Origin of the sequence: Okeania sp. SIO1H4, from assembly GCF_010672695.1 — a bacterium.
Classification (GTDB): Bacteria; Cyanobacteriota; Cyanobacteriia; order Cyanobacteriales; family Microcoleaceae; genus Okeania; species Okeania hirsuta.
The window spans coordinates 331,126-351,937 of the sequence record NZ_JAAHGB010000005.1 but is presented as its reverse complement, the minus strand read 5'-3'; the positions used below and the strand labels follow the sequence as shown (position 1 = coordinate 351,937).

Genomic DNA, 20,812 nt, shown 5'->3' with positions numbered 1-20,812 from the left:
AAATTGCTAATTTTTACTTCCATGGTAATTTGTATAACATCTTGATGAGAAGTGGTAAGTAATAATTATCGGGACTTTGATATTTTTTAGGCTGAAAATGGCTTCAAACTCAACCGTAGCAATGAAAACACGTTGCTCTAGCTAAAAATGGCTCAAATCTAGATATATCAAGAAATAGGCTTTTTTGACGTTAAAGCATTACACAGCAAGGGTTTAAAACTATTTTTAAGGCATTTTTTGCTAAAGTCCCGTTATTCATAATTACCCAGAAAACATTTTTATATGGCCACTAATATAAAATAGTCAATCTATGAGGTTATTTAGTCAGTTCTATCCATACATTTAACCTCTGTCCATTTATACCTTTTTGTCTTTTGAAACGATGAAAATATCGACATTAGTTATTTGGAAAAATTTACCTTTTTATAAGTAAATTTTGTCTTCAATGATTGAATTTTAACTGAAAGATTTAAGTCAGAGCGCTCCTTTTCCACAGGCACTTTACTAACGCTCCGACTGGCGATCGCTCAATGGAAAGTCAATGGAGGTACTCCAACACCCAGAAAGCTTACCAACTTTGAAAAACTTCTCGTTGCCAAAGGTACTCCGTCATTGATTTATTTGAGCTATCCATAATAACGATCGCCTGTAATTGTGACTTATTATTTCCTTCTTTTATGCCCAAATTCCATACCTGAATCTTGACGTTTTCAAAAAAAAATCATTACTTATTTAATTTTCTAATCATTTTCATCACTTCCTGATAATCCTCATTTTTTCCTTGTTGTTGATAAAAAACGGCCGCTTTTTCAAAGTCATCTATTGCCTCTTGATATTTTTTGGTAAAGTAACGAAGTATACCACGATTATAATAAGTTTTAGCATCTTTTGGTTCCAGCTTAATTGCTTCTGTATAATCATCTATTGCCTGCTGATAATCCGCTATTTCATAATTAGAAATGCCTCGATTATTATAAGCATCTGCATAATCCGGATTAATCTTAATTGCCTCAGTAAAATCAGCGATCGCCCCATAAAAATCCTTCATTTCATAAAGACAAATACCTCGATTATTATAGGCATCAGCATCTTTGGGATGAGATTTGATCACTGTAGTAAAATCAGCGATCGCCTCCTGATAATTTCCCATGACAGAGTGAAGACTTCCTCGGTTGTGGCAAGCGTTAGGATCGCTAGGATCGATTTTAATCGCAGTAGTAAAATCAGCAAGTGCCTTCTGATAATCTTCTAAATGTGAATAAGCAACACCTCTTTCATTATAACAGGTATAAATTTGATAGGGATCGAGATTAAATGTGAGTGCTTCAGTAAAATCAGCGATCGCCTCCTGATAATTTCCTATTTGAGACTGTGTTTTACCTCTCTGGTAGTAAATATCGGCTGGATTAAGTCGAAGTGCTTCAGTTAAATTAGCGATGGTTTCTTGAGGATCTTTTTCTTGAGGCAGAATTTGTTTTTGCTTGTAGCGAGCATCACTCTTTGGCGCAAGAGGCCAAACATTCTTCAAAACTGGTTCTGGAGATGTTTCCATCTCATTATCTGATGTCTGTGATAAAGTCTCCTCTACTGATACACCTCTCTGTAAATAACTATTTAATTTTTGCTCAAGGGAATTATAAGTTTTAGCATATTTTGGTTCCAGTTTAATTGCTTCTGTATAATCATCTATTCCCTGCTGATAATCTCCTATTTGATAATTAGAAATGCCTCGATTAATATAAGCATCTGCATAATTCTGATTAATCTTAATTGCCTCAGTAAAATCAGAAATCGCTCCATTAAAATCCTTCATTTCATAAAGACAAATACCTCGATTATTATAGGCATCAGCATCTTTGGGATGAGATTTGATCACTGTAGTAAAATCAGCGATCGCCTCCTGATAATTCCCCATGACAGAGTGAAGATTTCCTCGGTTGTGACAAGCGTTAGGAACGCTAGGATCGATTTTAATCGCAACAGTAAAATCAGCAAGTGCCTTCTGATAATCTTTTAAATATGAATAGGCAACACCTCTTTCATTATAACAGGTATAAGTTTGATCTGGATCGAGATTCAATGTGAGTGCTTCAGTCAGATCAGCGATCGCCTCCTGATAATTTCCTATTTGAGAATGTATTTTACCTCGCTGGCAGTAAATATCGGCTTCATTTTGCTTAAGTTGAAGTGCTTCAGTTAAATTAGCGATGGTTTCTTGAGGATCTTTTTCTTGAGATATAATTTGTTTTTGCTTGTAGCGAGCATCACTATCTTTAAAATTAGAAACATCATTTTTTGATGTCAAGGGCAAAACATCCTTCAAAATTGCTTCTTGAGATTTCTCCTTTTCCACATCAGTCTGTGGTGTTGGCACCGTTATTTCCTCCACAGATGCTTCTGGAGCTAACTCAGTCTGTGGTGTTGGCACCGTTGTTTCCTCCACAGATGCTTCTGGAGCTAACTCAGTCTGTGGTGTTGGCACCGTTGTTTCATCCACAGATGCTTCTGGAACTTTGTTCATCTCCGCATCATTTTTTTGTCTCTGTTGTAAAGCATTATCTACTGATGTATCTCTCCGTAAATAACGATTTAACAAACTTTTCACAACGGAGTTTGAATTATCGGAGATGTCTGATGTTTCTGGAGATTTCTCTATTTCTGTCTGTGGTATTTTTGCAGTACTCTCCTCCACAGACACATCTGGAGATTTCTCAATTTCTGTCTGTGATATTTCTGGGGTACTCTCCTCCACAGACACATCTGGAGATTTCTCAATTTCTGTCTGTGATATTTCTGGGGTACTCTCCTCCACAGACACATCTGGAGATTTCTCAATTTCTGTCTGTGATATTTCTGGGGTACTCTCCTCCACAGACACATCTGGAGATTTCTCAATTTCTGTCTGTGATATTTTTGCAGTACTCTCCTCCACAGACACATCTGGAGATTTCTCAATTTCTGTCTGTGATATTTTTGCAGTACTCTCCTCCACAGACACATCTGGAGATTTCTCAATTTCTGTCTGTGATATTTCTGGGGTACTCTCCTCCACAGACACATCTGGAGATTTCTCAATTTCTGTCTGTGATATTTTTGCAGTACTCTCCTCCACAGACACATCTGGAGATTTCTCAATTTCTGTCTGTGATATTTCTGGGGTACTCTCCTCCACAGACACATCTGGAGATTTCTCAATTTCTGTCTGTGATATTTTTGCAGTACTCTCCTCCACAGATACATCTGGAGATTTCTTCATTTCCGCATCATTTTTTTGTTTCTGTGGTGAAGTCTTCTTTACTGATCGACCTCTCTGTAAATACTGATGTAACACACTTTTCATAGGTGAGTTAGCTGAACTAGGAGATTTTTTCATCTCCACATCATTTTTTGATTTCTGTAGTAAAGTCTCCTCAGCAGATACATCTGGAGATTTCTCTGTCTCAATCTCAGTCTGTGGTGCTTCTGTTGTTGTTTCTTCTGTTGTTGTTTCTTCTGTTGTTGTTTCTTCTGTTGTTGTTTCTTCTGTTGTTGTTTCTTCTGTTGTTGTTTCTTCTGTTACTGCTGCACTCTGACTCTCTATCAGAGAAAGCAGATACTCTCGTTTTTGATTAGCTTCATCATAATCAGGATTTATTGTTAGTGCTTCCGTGTATGAGGCAATAGCTTTTTCACAATCTGCCATTGCCTCATATACAAAACCTCTATTGTAATAACTATCAGCATCATTAGGATTAAGTCTAAGTGCTTCATCTAAGTCAGCGATCGCTTCGGTATAATACCCCATTTGAGAAAGAGCTAAACCACGATTATTATAAAAATCGCTATTACTGGGATTAATTTTAATCGCTTCGCTATAATCAAAAATTGCACCTTGATAATCTTCTATTTGATGCTTGGTAATACCTCTATTGTAGTAAAGATCTGCATTACTTGATTCCATCTCTATCACTGTCGTATAATCAGCGATCGCACCATAATAATCTCCCCATTGGTAACGAGCTAGTGCCTGCTCATAAATAACTGCAATATCAATTTGATTATTTTCCATCTTGTTTACTAATTTTCTTCAATTAATTTTTTATCCTTTACCATATAGTAAATCATCTATGTTAAATATTTTTTATCAATGTCAAAAAAATTCATATATTGGCCAAAAATTTCCCATTTTTTATAATACTTATACTATGATTAATAGTATAATAATATTTTACTTTGAACAAATAAAAAGATAGTAATATCACTTCCGGTTGAATACTTATAAATAAGTTAGTAGGGAGGGGGGAGCTAAGAGAGGCGAGAATAGAGAGATTTGCCCTGTGTAACGAGGATAGGTTTTTTCATCACTAATTATCCGGACTTGATATAAATCATTCAAAATCAACAGAAGGAGAACAATTACATTAAACCCTCTTTTCTCTCAAAGATTTTCATCTACAAGTTCTCAAAGTAGGACTAATTTTATAGCAAAGAATGGGTTGTTTAAGACAGAGATTGATGATGAATCTTAAGTGAAGAAAGGTTTTTCCCACTATTGCTTGTTGCCTGCTTTGAAATAGCAATCAGCAATTTCTATTCCAAAAGAAAAATCTCTCCAGAAGTCAATCTGAAGAGATGAAATAAATGATTGAATTACTATTTTTTCAGGGAACAGTTTTGTGCTGATTCTATCTATGATGCTGAAGCATTGAAACTTTGTCCTGCTTCCTGCTGTTCATTATTATCTGATTGATTTTTTTGATCCTGAACTGACTGCCAAATCAATCCACCTAAATGAGTAAATGCTAAAGCGATCGCTGACACGGACAAAAGATAACTATGTAAAGTGTACTGATGCAATACAGTCATTGTACTAATACCATTACCACCTGTTAAAATATATAGTAGTAAAGAACCAATAAAAGGAATAGTTTCTACAGTAGATAATTCTATAGAAAATCTCCAAAAACCTTCTTGAGACCAGTCAAGAATCATTGCTGTCCAACCCAAACCAATTGCGACTAAAACAAGGAAAATTCCACTAATCCAAGCAATCAACTAACTAGAGCGAAACTGCCGACTTAAAAACATAATTACTATTTGAATTAAGCCGAGAATAATGATACTGTTACCAGCATAATTGTGTAAATCTCGAATTATCCATCCGAAAGGAATTTGACTGGTAATCATTTCTAGAGATTTGTAAGCACCACCAGTGGTGGGTTGATAATTAAACGCTAACAATGTTCCAGACAAGGCAGAGATTAGAGTTAATGTCAAAATTGAGACAGCTACAATGGTAGCTAATCTCCGTAAACTCAAGGTCGAATTAATATTGTTAATCATTATGATGAGTGAAAGTCGATAAATTATTGCGGATATTAAAATTAGGATTTACCTACCTGCAACATATTTTCGCCATTGTTACCGATAGGGTTTGCGCAGCAGTCCGGAACGGAAAGCAATCTCAAATCCTAGTTTTTTGTACCTGATGTGTAAGTCCTGAAAATTAAGCAGATACAGCATTAAAGCCATGTGTGTAAAGTCTGCAAAATTAAAGATAGATAAAATCGCCACTCTGGATTTAGAGCGCTATTAACTTTATTTGTGACCGTATTATGTAAATCTTAAACATAACTTTTTTTTGTTGCAATTTAGGCAAAATTATCAAACATAATTAATAGCGATCGCTCATACCACAAAACGCAAATTAATTATGTATAAAATTATACTTTTATTAAGATAGATAAAAAAAAAGCGTTTCGGTCCGGAATGCTCCGCAAATAGCAATTGCTGCAATCAGAATTTTCTAAAGTCATGCTCTGCAAACAGCTTAGATTTATACTGAGACCGAGAGAAATGCAATTTCAAAGAGGATTTCAACCCAAGCTGATAGCTGAAAACTTTTAGTCCAGAACTAGTTAAAAATTATGGGTTTCTAAATTAACTGATATACGTTTCCAATGTCTAACACTAGGAGCTAAAGTAATTAAATCTTCAATATTGCGGTGCATTGCAATACAAATAGCATCTAAAGGTAAATCATTAGGGTCGTAACCGAAAGGATTTTCTATTTCTAGAGCAATTTCTTCAATTCCAAATACTGTAAAACTGATTAAGGCAACTACTATACCAGTCCAAAAATGAAACTCATTAACTATTTGAAATGGTAATGATAAACAATAAATTAACAATAATTGCCTTAGATGAATTGAATATGCTAAAGGAATTGGTGTATTTAAAATTCCCTCACAACAAGTTAATGCTTCAACCATTCTATCCAACAACTTAAACATCGCAGTAAGTTGATAAGGATTAATACAACCACGTTCATATTGATGCTGGAGATAATCACTAATCCAAAAAGCAATATGAATAGGAGGATGATTCATTTTTTTGAGCTTTTCATACCACTGTTTAGGCATATATCCCTCTAATTCTCTATTTACACTCTGACGGCGCAAATATAATTTACTAGCGATAGCAAAGGCTACTAATAACCTGATTATTTCCTCTTTTACTTTTCTATCTGCTGGTTCATTTTCTTCAACAGAAACCCAAATTTGTCGGGCAAAATTACGAACTGTATTAACAATTTGCCCCCACAGTTGCCGACCTTGCCAGAATCTTTCATAAGCAGTATTTGTTCTAAAAACTAATAGTAAACCCAAAACTAAACTAGGAACAATACTACTTTTCGCCGGCAAAGTCACAGGAAAATTAAAATAGTTAAGTAAAGAAATCAAGCCACCAAAAAATCCGCAGAATGTCACCCGAAAAATAATAGCTGGAATGACCGAATATCGCATTTGCAGAATAACCGTCAACCATTCTCGCTTTTCCCTATAGCGACCATCTATCACGCTGTTTGTAAACATATTAATTTAGCAAAATTTAGACAGATCGAAATAATCTGTGCATTCATACACACCCAAATTAATCTTACTCTCCTTTTTCTATCAGATAAAGGAAAGCTTCAAAAATGATAACTCTTGGGTTATATTATGTCCAGTCAATTAGCCTTGAAGGAGTAGTCATATCATGTCCGTTTAATTAGTTATAATAAAGTTCTTAGGTCGTAGGTGTAAATTCAATAGGACTTACGCATTACAAGGTATTTTCGTCATTGCGACCGACAGGAAAGCAATCTCAAGCCCTAGTTTTTCGTACCTCATGCGTAAATCCTGTTCAAGTGAGAATACTGGAAAGGGAGCACAAATTTGGGATATTCCTTCAACATCGCTTCAATAGAACATTTTTATTATACTTAATTATCCGGACATGGTATCAGTAGGACTGAGAATGGGGTCGATGGGAATTTAAGCAATCGCATTAAACCTACAACTTTCTTCAATCTGTTTGTATGTCCAACCGTATATATGTTTTTTTTCATGTATAATTTTTAATATACAACCATATAATTACTGATAACTAAAATAGTGTTTGGTGTTTATAGTGTACTAGAGCCAAAATTTTACGCATATTTCATTATTGACTCTTTCCCAATTTTCTTCACCAGAGTTTTTTTTTTGACAATTGTTGATATTATAGAAGAACAAAAGTTAAGCTATATATCCTATTTATTTATTAGCTGTTAAGACTATTCGGTCTGAGTCACTTTTTTCTTTTCCAAGCTACTTTGAAATACTGCTGCTGGACAATTCTGAAGAAAATAAAAATTATGCTATATATCCCTGGCTATTCAAATTTACAAACCTTATACCGAGGCAACAACAGCATAATATATAGGGCATTACAGCAGTCCGATCGCACCCTAGTTCTCCTCAAAACACAAATTTCTGAATACCCAGCTCCAGAAGAAATTGCGCGCATCAGACATGAATACAACATCCTCAAAAACCTCAACTTTGAAGGAATTGTCAAATCTATAGACCTGACCCACCAGGAATATCGCCTCATCCTCATCCTCGAATACTTCAATTCCCTATCTCTCAAACAACATATAACAGACTCATTGATCGCAATTCCTCAATTTATCAACATAGCCATCCAACTTAGTGACACCCTAGATAAAATACACCAACAACAAATAATCCACAAAGATATTAAACCCCACAACATCCTGATCGATCCCACCACACAAAAAATAAAAATCATCGACTTCAGCATCGCCACCCGTCTAAAAACAGAAACTCAGGCCATCATCAACCCAAGTTATATAGAAGGCACTCTAGCCTATATATCTCCAGAACAAACTGGACGCATGAACCGCTGCATAGACTATCGCAGTGACTTCTACTCCTTAGGTGTCACCTTCTACCAAATGCTCACTAAACAGCTTCCCTTCTATAGCAATGATCCAATGGAAGTCATCCACTCACACATAGCTAAAACCCCTATCTCCCCACACCAAATTAACCCAGAAATTCCCATTGCTATATCCTTAATAGTGATCAAACTGCTATCAAAAAATGCTGAAGACCGCTATCAAAGTGCCCTCGGATTAAAAGCAGACCTTGAATATTGCTTGAGTAAACTACAAAGCATCAAAAGACTTCAAGCCTTTACTCCAGGGAAAAAGGATAAAAAAGGTCAATTTAGTATCCCCCAAAAGCTCTATGGTAGGAAAACAGAGGTCAGCCTCCTCTTGGAAGCTTTTGGTCGTGTAAGCAATACCGATGACGAGAGCATCAGTCAATGCAATAAAGAAATCATTCTAGTTACAGGTTACTCCGGGATCGGTAAAACCAAAGTAGTTAACGAAGTACATAAACCCATAGTTAAAGCCAGAGGCTATTTCATTGGTGGCAAATTCGATCAATTCAAACGGGACATTCCTTATGCTGCTATCAGCCAAGCTTTTCAACAGTTAATCAGTCAGTTACTTACAGAAACTACACTAAAAGTTGCCGAATGGAAGGAGAAACTATTAACCGCATTAGGAGAAAATAGTCAAATCATCATTGATGTCATCCCAGAATTAGAATTAATCATCGGTAAACAAGAAAAAGTAGGCCAGTTAGGGACAACTGAATCACAAAACAATTTCAATCAACTATTTGGAAAATTTGTCCGTGTCTTTGCTCAACCAGAACATCCATTAGTTTTATTTCTTGATGATTTACAGTGGGCAGATCTAGCATCATTAAACCTGATCGAACAATTAATGACGGACAGCGAAACCAAACACTTATTATTGATCGGAGCTTATCGAGATCACAAAGTTAACCCAGTACATCCGACCATCCAAACCATAGAAAAAATCCAAAAAACCAGCACAACAGTTAATAAAATTATATTAGAACCCCTAAAAATCAATTACATCAGACAATTAGTAGCAGAAACATTATCAGAAGAAGCTACTACAACTAATGAGCGACTCACTCAATTATCAGACTTACTATACAGTAAAACCCAAGGTAATCCGTTTTTCTTAACTCAACTACTCAAAACATTATATACAGACAAATTGTTAATATTTGATTTTACAGTTGGATATTGGATGTGGGATATTGAACAGATTCAAAGTGTGGGAATAGCAGATTTAGGAGTAGTAGAATTAGTTGCTAGGAATATTGAAAAACTATCAACAACTACCCAAAAAGTTTTAAAACTAGCAGCTTGTATTGGCAATAAATTTAGTTTAGATGTATTGGCAGTTGTTAACGAAAAATCTGTAACTCAGACAGTAAAAGATTTATGGAGTGCTTTACAAATAGGTTTAATATTACCACTCACTCAGGATTATAAAATTCCCTTATTATTTTCTGAAAATGACAATTCCCGAGAATTATTATTTGATGAATCTAGAGTAAGTTATCGTTTTTTGCATGACAGAGTTCAGCAAGCAGCATATTCACTTATTCCCGAAGAAAATAGAAAAAAAATCCATCTAAAAATTGGTAAGTTGTTGTGGAAAAGTCTGCCCTCTGAGCAAATAGAAGAGAACATATTTGATCTTGTAAATCAGTTGAATATAGGGCGAGATTTCATCACAGAAACAGAGTTACAAGAAGGGTTGCTAAAATTAAATTTATGGGCAGGGAAAAAAGCCAAAGGAGCTACAGCTTATGAGGCTGCGGGTAGATATTTGAATGTGGGGTTAGAGTTGTTACCCACAAATAGTTGGGAGAGTAATTATGAATTGACGCAGGATGTTTATTTTGAGATACTAGAAGTTGAATATTTGAATGTGAACTTTGAGTCGGCGCAACAATTGTCGGAACTACTTTTGTCTAAGATTCAAAGCAATCTGGATCGAGTGAAAGTTTATGAGTTACAAATTCCATATTATTATTCTCAGAATCAACCCCAGCCAGCTATAGATATTGCCTTGTTAGCGTTAAAGTATCTAGGAGTGAGCTTACCGGCAAAACCAAATAAACGCGATGTTTTAGTGGAATTAGCTAAAACTCAATTAGCTCTAAGTAGTATAGAAATCAAGGATTTAGCAAATACTGCTATCATGAATGATTCCGAACAGATAGCAACTATGCGACTGTTAATGGCAATGATTCCGGCTGCTTTTAATGCTAATCCAGCTTTGTTTCCTTTAGCTGTATTTAAAATGGTGAGAATCTCTTTGAAATATGGTAACTCTCATCTGTCTGCTTTTGGATATGTCAACTATGGCTTAATTTTGTGTAGTATTTTGGGAGACTTTAATTCAGGCTATGAATTTGGTCAACTAGCTCTAGATTTATTAGACCGACTTAATGCTAGAGAAATTAAAGCAAAAGTATATTTTACTTTTAATAATTTTATTCGACACTGGAAAGAACATCTTCAGGAAACGATCAACCCATTACTTGAGGGATTTCAAAGTGGTCTATCAGTGGGAGATTTAGAGTTTGCTTCTTATTGTCTTTGTTTTTATACGAATAATAAATTTTGGGTGGGTGAACATCTAGATACTGTCGCTCAAACCCAAAAACAATCTATTGATGTGATGTTGAAATATAAACAAAAACTTGTTGGCGATCATCTGACGACTTGGAGCCAACTTGTGTCAATGTTGAAAGCTGAAGTGCAGCCAACAGATGATTTATTGAAGCTAGGAGAAAAATTATCTGTTTTAAAACAGGCAAATGATAGTAGAGGGATAACTAATATTTACCTATCGCAACTAATTTACTTTTATTTGTGGAAAAATTATGTGGCAGCTCTAGAAAACGTAGGAGCAATGGCAGAATATCTAGAAGGAATGAATGGGTCAATTGAAATTGTGCAATACAACTTCTACTACTCTCTTTCCCTGCTAGCTAACTACCTCACTGTCTCTCCAAAAGAACAAAAACAATACCTAAAGCAAGTCAAATCCAACCAAAAACAAATGAAAGCTTGGGCAGAGCACGGCCCCATGAACTTCCAACACAAATACGACCTAGTGGAAGCAGAAATAGCCAGAGTTTTAGGTGAAAATGAAACAGCAGCAACCTACTACGAAAAAGCAATTTCTGGATCCTCAGAAAACGACTACATCCATGAAGAAGCGATCGCCAACGAACGAGCAGCAGAATTTTATCTGTCTCTTGGCAGAGAAAAAGTAGCCAAAACCTACATGACGGAAGCCTATTACTGCTATATTAGTTGGGGTGCTACTGCCAAAATCAAAGACTTAGAAGAACACCACTCCAACCTAATTATTCGTACCCAAACAGCAGAAATAACAAAACTTGACATCACAAAAACTATATCTTCAATCACCAGCAAAACTAGCAAAAACCTCGACTTTTATACTATTATTAAAGCTTCCCAAACTATCTCAGAGGAAATCGAACTAAATAGCTTGCTTGATAAAATGATGCACATCCTCATGGAAAACGCTGGAGCAAACAAAGGAACTTTAGTTTTGAACAGCTCTGGTACTTGGGAAATTCCTATTCAATGCCTGAGCGACGACTCTGACTCATCCATCACACATCTCGATCCAACTAAAAGTTTACCCCATACTGTTATCAACACCGTCAAACAGACTCAACAAACTGTACTCATCAATCAGCTTGAAACAGAAACTACCTTCGCTGGAGATCCATACCTGATCGAACACCAGCCAAAAAGCCTCTTGTGTACTCCGATCGTCAAGCAAGGAAAATTTATTGCTCTCCTTCTCCTAGAAAACAGCCTCGCGACAGGAGCATTTACTCCAGACCGCATAAAAGTCCTCCATCTACTTATGAACCAAGCGAGTTTGTTGCAATTTAAGCAGGGTTTGCTGTAAGTGCAACATTTAACCTACTCAAAGCTATACACTGCTATATTTACCCCATATAGTAGATCGACAACAAATGTTTATCCAAGGGTTGCTCCTTTAGGAAAACCAGTGGTGCCAGAAGTGTAAACAATAGCAGCAGGAGCTTTCGGTTCCATGGAAACTGCCTTGAAATTAGAACTCCCTTTTTCGAGCAGAGTAGACAAGCTGATATCTGTATCTGTTCCACCCTCAGCAATTAAAACATTTTTGAGAAAAGCTAAATCCCCATAGGGTATTTGCTCCCTCAAAGATTCTGTTGTCACAACTGCTACTGCTTCACTATCATTGAGGATGAAGCTAACTTCATCACTTTTCAGCATTGAATTGACAGAAACAACCACGGCACCACGTTTGAGAATTGCCAAATAAGTAATGACAAATTCAGGAATATTTGGTAAAAACAAAACTACGCGATCGCCACATTTTATTCCCAAATACCGCAAACTGATCCACAAACTAACTCTAGAATTGCTACCATAAACAGCAATTCGATATTTGAAAAGCTAAAGGCATCAATCAGTTTGTGATTGAGCAATCAGTAGAATTACTGAATATCATATCCAAATAAATTCGGGTCAACTTCTCCCAAATTCAAATCATTCAACCCATATTCAGACCAACGTCTATCAACCATTGCAGCAACATCGGCATCAGACTCCAAAGCTGCACCCCACTCATGGTCAGTTTCAGGAGGGATTTTTGTAGTTGCATCTATTCCCATACGACCACCCAAACCAATTTTTTCGCTAGCAAAATCTAAACTATCAAAAGGCGTATTCGGCAAAATAAACACATCCCTAGAAGGATCGACCTTAGAGCTAATTGCCCAGACTACTTGACGCGGATCTCGAATATTAATACTCTCATCTACCACAATGACAAACTTTGTATAAGTAAACTGTGGCAAAGCACTCCAAAAAGCTAATGCTGCTCTTCGTGCCTGACCTGGATATGCTTTCTTAATAGAAATTACGGCAGCTTTGTAACTCAGAGCTTCCATGGGGAGGAAAAAATCAACAATTTCTGAAACTTGCTGTCGGAGAATAGGGGTATATATCCGGTTAAGAGCGATCGCCATCATTGCTTCTTCTTTCGGCGGTCTCCCACTAAAAGTTGTTAAATAAATTGGGTTTTTGCGGTGAGTCATGCAGTGAAATCTAACAACCGGAGAATCTTCCAATCCACCATAATAACCCATGTGGTCGCCAAATGGTCCGTCAGGTAACATTTCCCCAGGAGTAATAGTACCTTCGAGGACAAATTCTGAATCTGCGGGTATTTCCAAATCTAAGGTTTTACACTTATTTAACTTTACCCCAGAACCACCGTAAAGTCCTGCGAATAGCCATTCTGACAAGTCTACTGGAATTGGAGTAGCAGCAGCCATAATAATTAATGGGTCTACTCCCAGAGCGATCGCTATCTCCAGTTTCTTACCATTTTCTGCTGCTTTTCGCAAATGTCGCGCTCCACCACGGACTGATAACCAATGCACGCTCATGGTATTACGAGACTGTAACTGCAACCGATAAACTCCCACATTAGGAGTACCTGTTTCACAATCTTTTGTAATTACCAAACCAAGAGTTATAATTTTACCTGCATCTCCGGGATAGGGGCGAATCATCGGAATTTTGTTTAAGTCGAGAGCGTCTCCCTCAACGACGACTTGTTGACAAGGAGGGAAAAAGTCGCGTCCTGGTTTTGCCTTAACCACATCAAATAGGACTTTACCAAATTCTACTGCTTGAGAAATCTTTTTTGGTGGTTTGGGTTGTTGCAGCATTCCGAGTTTTTTACCCAAGGTTTCTAACTCCTGGGGTTTTTCCATATTCATTGCCCAGCATACTCTTTCCTCCGTACCCAAGAGATTTATTGCTATGGGGTGGTCAGACCCTTTAACATTTTCAAATAGGAGAGCAGGGCCACCCTTCTGTAGCATTCGGTTACAAATTTCTGCTATTTCTAGGTCTGGGTCAACTAAAGCTTTGATTCGGTATAGTTGTCCTCGGTCTTCTAAAATTTTCAGGAATCCTCTTAAGTCGCGGGCCATAGTTTTATTAATTTTTGTTAAACAACGGTATGATATCACAGGAGTCATATAAGTTATCAGTTATCAGTAGGTAGAAAGGAATTTTTTTTTAATCTGAAGAGTATGTCAACCATCAACCAAATTTTACCTCTACCCGCTCTACAAAAGCTTTGTTATTTAATCATTGGCGATTTTATAGCGCTGCGCGCAGGCAACAGCTCCGGAAGGCAACAGCGGTGCGACCCCGCGACTATGCCAGCTCGCTTGCGGAATGCGCACTCCTGTGAGGCAATAGGGGGAATAAAAATCTGTTTGCGCAGCATCTCCGTTGGAATAATATAAGACTTTTCGCTATTAGACATCTCCGAAAATTAAAAATCAAATCAATTATCATCCAGAAATCATCTATTCTTTCTTCCTGTTCCCTGTTCCGGTGTTCCCTGTTCCCTCTTTTCTGGAGATGTCTATTGGACAATTCCTACAATTTATAAATATGCCAGCGCACATTGCTATATATCATGTGCTCCCTCCGGGGGAGCTACGCTAACGGGTGATTAGTTATAAAAAAAACATACCTCTAGCTTCAAAGGCAAATCTGTCGATTTTTTCTACTCCTGTACGGGCGTTTCATGTCGCGGAGCGTTAACGGCCAACCGAAGACGATCTTACTGCATACCTATGGCAGTTTCAAAAATATGAAAACTAATAGGACTTACACAGCAATTAAACTTTACCCTACAGGATACTCTACCGCAGTTAGGGAATAACACTTAAATTGTGAGTAAGTTCTGAGTAGTATAAATGACAAGTTCTAATTTGGAAAAAATTTTTATGTCCAAAACTATAGCGATTTCACGAATAGAAGCAGAAACTCAAGAAATAGACCCTTTAACATTACTTTATATTAGAGAAGGATTAACCAGAGATTCCTTAGCTTTAATGTTAGGAGTGGCTAGAGATACAGTAGACAAATGGGCAGCACAAAGAAGGCAACCATCTCGGCCTATTCGTCGTCTTGCTGCAGAAATTTTGGCACGTTGGCAACGTGATCGCCTTACCGATAGAAAAATGTAAATCACTTTTAGGTTTTTGTCCTACACAGTTAATAATTATCAGGCTAAGGTAGATACAGGTGAACAAAAAACACCAAAAAAAATCAAAGTTATCAATCATATTTGATAACCAACACTACTTTTTGTTGAGGATAAATAATGCTAGTTTCAACTTTTGAACTACTCTTAAAAAAGATCACTCCTACTCCGGGAAATATTCCTAATTCTGACCGTCAAGTTCTCCAAGGTTACTTTTTAACTATTGCTAATCCTAATAACACTGACTTGAGGCTTCGACTCCAATTTACAGCGACAACACCTAATTTAAATGTAGCTGATACTATTACTATTCGTGATGTAGCAGGTGCTAACGTATTTGGCAATTTAATTCCCACCCCAGACCCTCGTAAATTCACTCTTGATGTAGGAATAGCTGCCCACGATACAGGATTAGTGATTTTACAGCCAGATATTACTACTCTCGATCCACAGGTAGATGAAGTCGAAATTCGTGGATTTGTGGAAATCTTTTTGCGCGCTCCTGCTGGTAATTTTAATTTGCTACTAACTCCCGAACACCGAGGCACATTTGTCAATAATAATCGACCTCGTCGTGCTGACTTTGACCAACTGGTTTATGCTCTACCAACTCCTAATGGAGGTAGTCTATTTCAACTAGCAACACAAGAAGCGTTCATATCTTCTCAAGAGCGCCCTGTTGTTGGTGAAACTGCTGTTAACAACGGATAAAAAGGAGTAGAGTAGTGCTTGTTGTTATTGCCAATAGCTATGACAAGTCTGCTCGGTCTTTTGTTGAACATTCGGTAAGTGATGGTGTAACGCTACTAACCCCTGAAGATTTATCAGTGGTTGGGTGGCGACACCATCTGGGAAATGCGAAAAATTCTACGGCGGTAGTGGGAGGAAAAATTATAGAAGTTGCACAAATAACAGGTGTGTTAACTCGCCTCCCTGTAGTTTTTCCAGAGGAACTTTTTCATATTGTTCCCAACGATCGCTCTTATGTAGCTGCTGAAATGACAGCATTTTTGGTTTCCTGGTTAAATACACTAAAATGCCCAATGCTCAACCGACCGACACCAACTTGTCTACTTGGATCGAATTGGCGATCGCCCCAATGGATTTATGCTGCTGCTCAAGTGGGGATGTCTGTGCGTCCTCTGCATCAACATATTGCTTTAGGGAAGGAAAGTTTGCCAGAGGTAATTCCAGAAAATTCAGCAACAGTAACTGTTATTGGTAAACGTTGTATTGGTGAAGTTGACCCCACCTTAGCAAATCAGGCAATAACTCTTGCTGATGCTGCTGGAGTTGAGTTATTGACTGTTCAATTTAGTCAAGCTGATGCTAATGCAGAATTTATTGATGCTAATTTGTGGACAGATATTTCTCAACCAGCGATCGCTACTGCCATTCTGGAGTATTTTATAGAAGAAGGCAGAAGGCAGGAGGCAGAAGGCAGGAGGAAAAACCTTGCTTTGTCTTACTTTTAACTTTTTTAGGACTTACGCATGAACGCTATTAGTAGTAGAATGACACGTCTAAAAATGTAGGTTGGGTAGAACGAAGTGACACCCAACAAATCCTGATTCTGGTTGGGTTTATCCTAGCGGATAAGCTGGCGCTAACCTACGTCAACCAAACCTACGCTTATTGCACTAGGTCATGCTGCACAAACAGCTAGAGGTGCTGATAACTGATAACTGATAACTGAAATGACCGCTTTTTTAACGAGGAAAAAAAATGTTAATTCTGTTGTGGGGATTACCTGGAGATTCACCCTTAGCAGCAGTACAGAAAGAATTGCAAAATTTAGGTATACCTCATGTACTGCTCAACCAACGAGAAATTATTGAAACCGAAGTTAAGCTTTCTGTAGGGGAAAAAATTACAGGGGAAATCTGCACTCCTACTGACAAAATAGACTTGAATGCAGTCACAGGAGTTTATTTGCGTCCCCACGACTCTTACAAACTCCCGGAAATCATGGAAGCAGGACCTGAGAGTTATGCTTGGCAACACGCGACGGCAGTAGATAATGCTTTGTTGTCATGGGTAGAGATGACTTCTGCCTTAGTTTTGAATCGTTTTTCAGCAATGGCAGCGAATAATTCTAAACCGTATCAATTACAGCAAATTCGTAAGTTTGGGTTTCAAGTCCCTGACACTTTAGTTACTACGACTCCCAATGCGGTGCATGAGTTTTGGCAAGACCATGGCAGTGTGATTTACAAATCTGTCAGTAGTACCCGCAGTAAGGTTTCTCAGTTACGACCGGAGCGCGCGGAACGTTTAGATAATGTTGTTTCTTGTCCAACTCAATTTCAGCAATATATACCGGGTAGGGATTATCGGGTTCATGTAGTGGGTGGAGATGTATTTGCCTGTGCTATTAGTTCTGCTGCAGATGATTATCGTTACGCGGGAGTTACCAATGCTCCTGAAATTTTTAGTTATCGTTTACCGGAAGATATAGAAAATAAATGTAGAGTAATGGCGGCAGAAATGGAATTATCTTTAGCTGGCATAGATTTGCGAGAAACTCCAGAAGGTGAGTGGTACTGTTTTGAGGTTAATCCTTCTCCAGGATTTACATATTATCAGCAAGAAACAAATCAACCTATTAGTAATGCCATAGCTAGATTATTGGCATCGGGAAAGACCGTTTCACGCAAGTTATAAGTCAAAAGTTAAAAGTTAAAAGTCAAAAGAAAGATTTTATCAACTCAGAACTTTGATACTACAGTAATTTACGGAAGTTATTTAACATTTAAAGTTTGAAACTATTTGTGACATCTTTAAAGTGAATTGGTATAGCTACATTGCTGCTGAAAGGATAAGTAATGTTATGTCCGTTAATAGCGTTCAGAAAAAACTTTCTTCTCCTCCTCCTTCTTCTTCCAGGACTTACGCAAAATATCAAATTATACGCCATTTGTAGGGATAAATTGCCATTCGCCCCTACTAGATAGCGGTGCGACCCCGCGTCGGCGTCAGACGCAAGGGAACGCGCACCAAGAGATGGTGGTTATGCGTAAGTCCTCTTCTTCCCTCCTGTACTTCGCCTATCCGACAGTCCCCTACCTGATTTCTGACTCCTCCGTCGTTATTTATAGCGCTACGCAAATACGCTCTGTTCCCTGTTCCCTGTTCCCTGTTCCCTACTATAAAACTATGAATTTAAAATTTACACCACTTTCTTTCAGTTGGGTCGCACTTCACCCTCAACCTCGTGGAATTATCCAATTTATCGGCGGAGCTTTTTTTGGTAGTTTCCCAACGATTTTTTATCGCTATTTCTTAAGTCAAATGTATGCTAAAGGATATAGCATTATTGCTTTACCTTTCCGCTTTAGTTTCCAACATTGGCCTATTGCTATTAGTTTATTAAAAGAACAAAGTATTTTAGCAAAAGCTATGCCAGAACTTGCTGAAAAATTAGGTTATAAAAATAATATCTATACTGACAAATCAAAATATTTTTGGGTTGGTCATAGTTTAGGCTGTAAATATATTGTGCTGCTAGAATTCCTGAGTGAAAATGGATGGCAAGACAAACTCAGAAAATATGCTGATGCTGGCGAGGTAGAAAAAGTAGAAAGAATTTTCCATCAAATTCATCCTAGTATAACTACTATTTTAAATCAGCATTCTTTGTTAATAGCTCCAGATATTAGTGACACAAATAGCGCTATACCTGTCCCTGCTTTAGCAAAATTAATAGACCGAATTGGTTTAGGAGCAAAACCCAATCGAAAACAAAGCCAATCTTTGATTAAACATAGTGATTTATTTCAGTTAATTTCTATGATTTCTTTTTCTAAAGATACTGTTGCAGGGAGTATCACAGATCGAGAAAAAAGTAAAGAAATTCAAGATAAAAGTGATGTACTTTGGTTAATAAATACCTTAAAAAATAGAGGGTTATTACATCAAGAAATCCAGGGAAAACATTTAGAACCAGTGGGAATAAAAGTAGGCAACTATATTGTTGATTTGAATCCTTTAGATAAATTTATTCAGCCAATTGAGCGCAGATATTTAGAACAAGTAGCTTTACATTTATTGGATAATAATAGGTGATACAGAAGGAAAAATCTGGCTTTTTCTGAGTTTTAAGCTTTTGAGATGCCCTAACATTATTGTAACAATTGGTAATCAAAAATATATTGAGAACCTTGATCCATTTTGATGCGTAAATAACCTGCTGTATCCCAATACCATTTTCCACCATATTCAATACTATTTGTCCACACCCGAACTCGGGAATTTTCTAAGAATAAAACATTAGATTGAATTCCATCATTCCAACAAATAATTCCAACTACTCCACTATCTTGACTAATTAGTTTTTTCTGAATCCTGATTCTCTCAACTTTTCCCACAAACTGTCCGTTTTGACCAAAGGAAGTAACTTTTTTTCCATTTATATACCGAAGTTTTTGGCTGGATTTGCTTAAGTTGAAAGATGAAGATTTTTCAACAGAATTAATAACTGAAGATTCTTGTCTATAGTTTTTGCTTTCCGGTTCTTGGTAAGGATTTGGGTTATCATAAATTTCTTCTACAAGTTTGATAATTGGTGTCATTATTTCCATAATAGGAATAGCTGTTTGAGGAAAAATTATTGAGGTGCCCAGAAGTATCAGAAAAGTACCAATAATTTTATTGTCCATGATATTTTAACTTCTTTGTGAGTCCTAGGTTTCTATTTTTATCGAACTAAATAACTCTCATTTTGTAGATTTGAGGTGATTTTATAATTCAGTTTTTTTAAGTTATACTCAAAAATAGGCTGTTTTCCAGCAAGCATTTCAAATCAAGTTTTTCCCATCTATGCTTGAATATTTAAGACTTACTGGAAACAAAACCTTTTATATATTTAATGTGAATTGAGGCTAAGAAAAATTTCTATTTTTCTCCTGATAAATAATATATAAAACTATCCTCAAGTCAGATTTTTGATTGTAATTTGTTGTTCTACTTATTACTCTGTAAAGTTGATGGAATTTTATTCAAAATAATAGGGAAATTCCATGGAACTTCCCTACTACAAAGATTTGATTTTCCTATTATTGAGATGTCAAATTAAAACCGCAAAATTTCTCTACTAAAATCATCAGGAATCGGCTCAATTTCCCAGATTAAACCTTCCCCTGGTTCTAAAATTACATCTACATATAGCTTTTCTACAGCATGGGTAGATACAGCTTCATTATTTTCAAAATTTTCTCCATACTCTGTCAATAATCGCAACTTAAAGCCTGCCGGAATTAAACCTCCCACAGCTATATTTTGCAGTTCAAATCGCCAGATAATTTCACCATCTTTCACTCGACTAATTACCCGCAAAATAAAATATTGTCCGGCAATTTTGAGTTGTTTGGATAAAAAATTATCTGTGGGAATTTCTAATTCTTTTGTGCCTACTTCCTTGTCAAATGCTAAATCTGTTTTTTTGTTGCGTAATAGCCAACCAATTTGTTCAGCTAGTTCGTTAATTCCTTGTTTGAGCAA

12 protein-coding genes and 1 pseudogene are annotated in these 20,812 nt (G+C 36.9%); 6 read left to right on the top strand and 7 right to left on the bottom strand.

Features of this window, described 5'->3' with window-relative positions; translation table 11 throughout:
• Positions 1-724: 724 nt before the first annotated feature.
• The 3 genes and pseudogenes from F6K06_RS04205 to F6K06_RS04195 form a co-directional block, all read right to left on the bottom strand.
• Positions 725-4,048 (bottom strand): tetratricopeptide repeat protein, encoded by a 3,324-nt coding sequence (locus tag F6K06_RS04205; RefSeq protein WP_287323176.1) that lies wholly within the window; start codon positions 4,046-4,048, stop codon positions 725-727.
• 620 nt (positions 4,049-4,668) lie between these two features.
• Positions 4,669-5,322, bottom strand: a pseudogene (locus F6K06_RS04200) (cytochrome b N-terminal domain-containing protein).
• Positions 5,323-5,897: 575 nt separating this feature from the next.
• Positions 5,898-6,854: a bestrophin family protein gene (locus tag F6K06_RS04195; protein ID WP_124146227.1), complete on the bottom strand. Its 957-nt coding sequence runs from the start codon at positions 6,852-6,854 to the stop codon at positions 5,898-5,900.
• An 803-nt stretch (positions 6,855-7,657) separates the two neighbouring features.
• Here F6K06_RS04195 and F6K06_RS04190 point away from each other — a divergent pair.
• Positions 7,658-12,157 carry an AAA family ATPase gene (locus F6K06_RS04190; protein WP_287241470.1) on the top strand — a complete coding sequence of 1,500 codons (4,500 nt, stop codon included), beginning with the start codon at positions 7,658-7,660 and terminating at the stop codon, positions 12,155-12,157.
• A gap of 71 nt (positions 12,158-12,228) precedes the next feature.
• Here the strand turns inward: F6K06_RS04190 and F6K06_RS04185 are convergent, their stop codons facing one another.
• Both F6K06_RS04185 and F6K06_RS04180 read right to left on the bottom strand, forming a co-directional pair.
• Positions 12,229-12,645, bottom strand: coding sequence for an AMP-binding protein (locus F6K06_RS04185; protein ID WP_240039080.1), 417 nt, complete (start codon positions 12,643-12,645; stop codon positions 12,229-12,231).
• An 89-nt stretch (positions 12,646-12,734) separates the two neighbouring features.
• Positions 12,735-14,243, bottom strand: coding sequence for a UbiD family decarboxylase (locus tag F6K06_RS04180; protein WP_124146228.1), 1,509 nt, complete (start codon positions 14,241-14,243; stop codon positions 12,735-12,737).
• Between the two features lie 810 nt (positions 14,244-15,053).
• Here F6K06_RS04180 and F6K06_RS04175 point away from each other — a divergent pair.
• The 5 genes from F6K06_RS04175 (at position 15,054) to F6K06_RS04155 (ending at position 19,378) form a co-directional block, all read left to right on the top strand.
• Positions 15,054-15,296, top strand: coding sequence for a hypothetical protein (locus F6K06_RS04175; protein WP_124146224.1), 243 nt, complete (start codon positions 15,054-15,056; stop codon positions 15,294-15,296).
• 137 nt (positions 15,297-15,433) lie between these two features.
• Positions 15,434-16,024, top strand: a complete 591-nt coding sequence (locus tag F6K06_RS04170; protein ID WP_124146223.1) for a hypothetical protein — start codon at positions 15,434-15,436, stop codon at positions 16,022-16,024.
• Positions 16,025-16,038: 14 nt separating this feature from the next.
• Positions 16,039-16,788, top strand: a complete 750-nt coding sequence (locus tag F6K06_RS04165; RefSeq protein WP_192901161.1) for a hypothetical protein — start codon at positions 16,039-16,041, stop codon at positions 16,786-16,788.
• 250 nt (positions 16,789-17,038) lie between these two features.
• A complete protein-coding gene (locus tag F6K06_RS04160) occupies positions 17,039-17,977 on the top strand; it encodes a RimK family alpha-L-glutamate ligase (protein WP_124146222.1) in 939 nt (312 codons plus the stop codon).
• A 492-nt stretch (positions 17,978-18,469) separates the two neighbouring features.
• Entirely contained in the window at positions 18,470-19,378 is a 909-nt protein-coding gene (locus F6K06_RS04155; protein ID WP_287241465.1) for a DUF1350 family protein, read from the top strand.
• A gap of 56 nt (positions 19,379-19,434) precedes the next feature.
• Here the strand turns inward: F6K06_RS04155 and F6K06_RS04150 are convergent, their stop codons facing one another.
• Both F6K06_RS04150 and F6K06_RS04145 read right to left on the bottom strand, forming a co-directional pair.
• The gene (locus tag F6K06_RS04150; RefSeq protein ID WP_124146220.1) at positions 19,435-19,971 is read right to left on the bottom strand and encodes a hypothetical protein; all 537 of its coding nucleotides are present in this window, start codon (positions 19,969-19,971) and stop codon (positions 19,435-19,437) included.
• Between the two features lie 412 nt (positions 19,972-20,383).
• Positions 20,384-20,812: a DUF1822 family protein gene (locus F6K06_RS04145; protein WP_338043218.1), complete on the bottom strand. Its 429-nt coding sequence runs from the start codon at positions 20,810-20,812 to the stop codon at positions 20,384-20,386.

Coding starts and splice junctions, on each gene's coding strand:
- F6K06_RS04195 (WP_124146227.1), bottom strand. CDS start 6,854: ATGTTTACAAACAGCGTGATAGATGGTCGCTATAGGGAAAAGCGAGAA.
- F6K06_RS04205 (WP_287323176.1), bottom strand. CDS start 4,048: ATGGAAAATAATCAAATTGATATTGCAGTTATTTATGAGCAGGCACTA.
- F6K06_RS04155 (WP_287241465.1), top strand. CDS start 18,470: ATGAATTTAAAATTTACACCACTTTCTTTCAGTTGGGTCGCACTTCAC.
- F6K06_RS04160 (WP_124146222.1), top strand. CDS start 17,039: ATGTTAATTCTGTTGTGGGGATTACCTGGAGATTCACCCTTAGCAGCA.
- F6K06_RS04180 (WP_124146228.1), bottom strand. CDS start 14,243: ATGGCCCGCGACTTAAGAGGATTCCTGAAAATTTTAGAAGACCGAGGA.
- F6K06_RS04170 (WP_124146223.1), top strand. CDS start 15,434: ATGCTAGTTTCAACTTTTGAACTACTCTTAAAAAAGATCACTCCTACT.
- F6K06_RS04150 (WP_124146220.1), bottom strand. CDS start 19,971: ATGGACAATAAAATTATTGGTACTTTTCTGATACTTCTGGGCACCTCA.
- F6K06_RS04175 (WP_124146224.1), top strand. CDS start 15,054: ATGTCCAAAACTATAGCGATTTCACGAATAGAAGCAGAAACTCAAGAA.
- F6K06_RS04190 (WP_287241470.1), top strand. CDS start 7,658: ATGCTATATATCCCTGGCTATTCAAATTTACAAACCTTATACCGAGGC.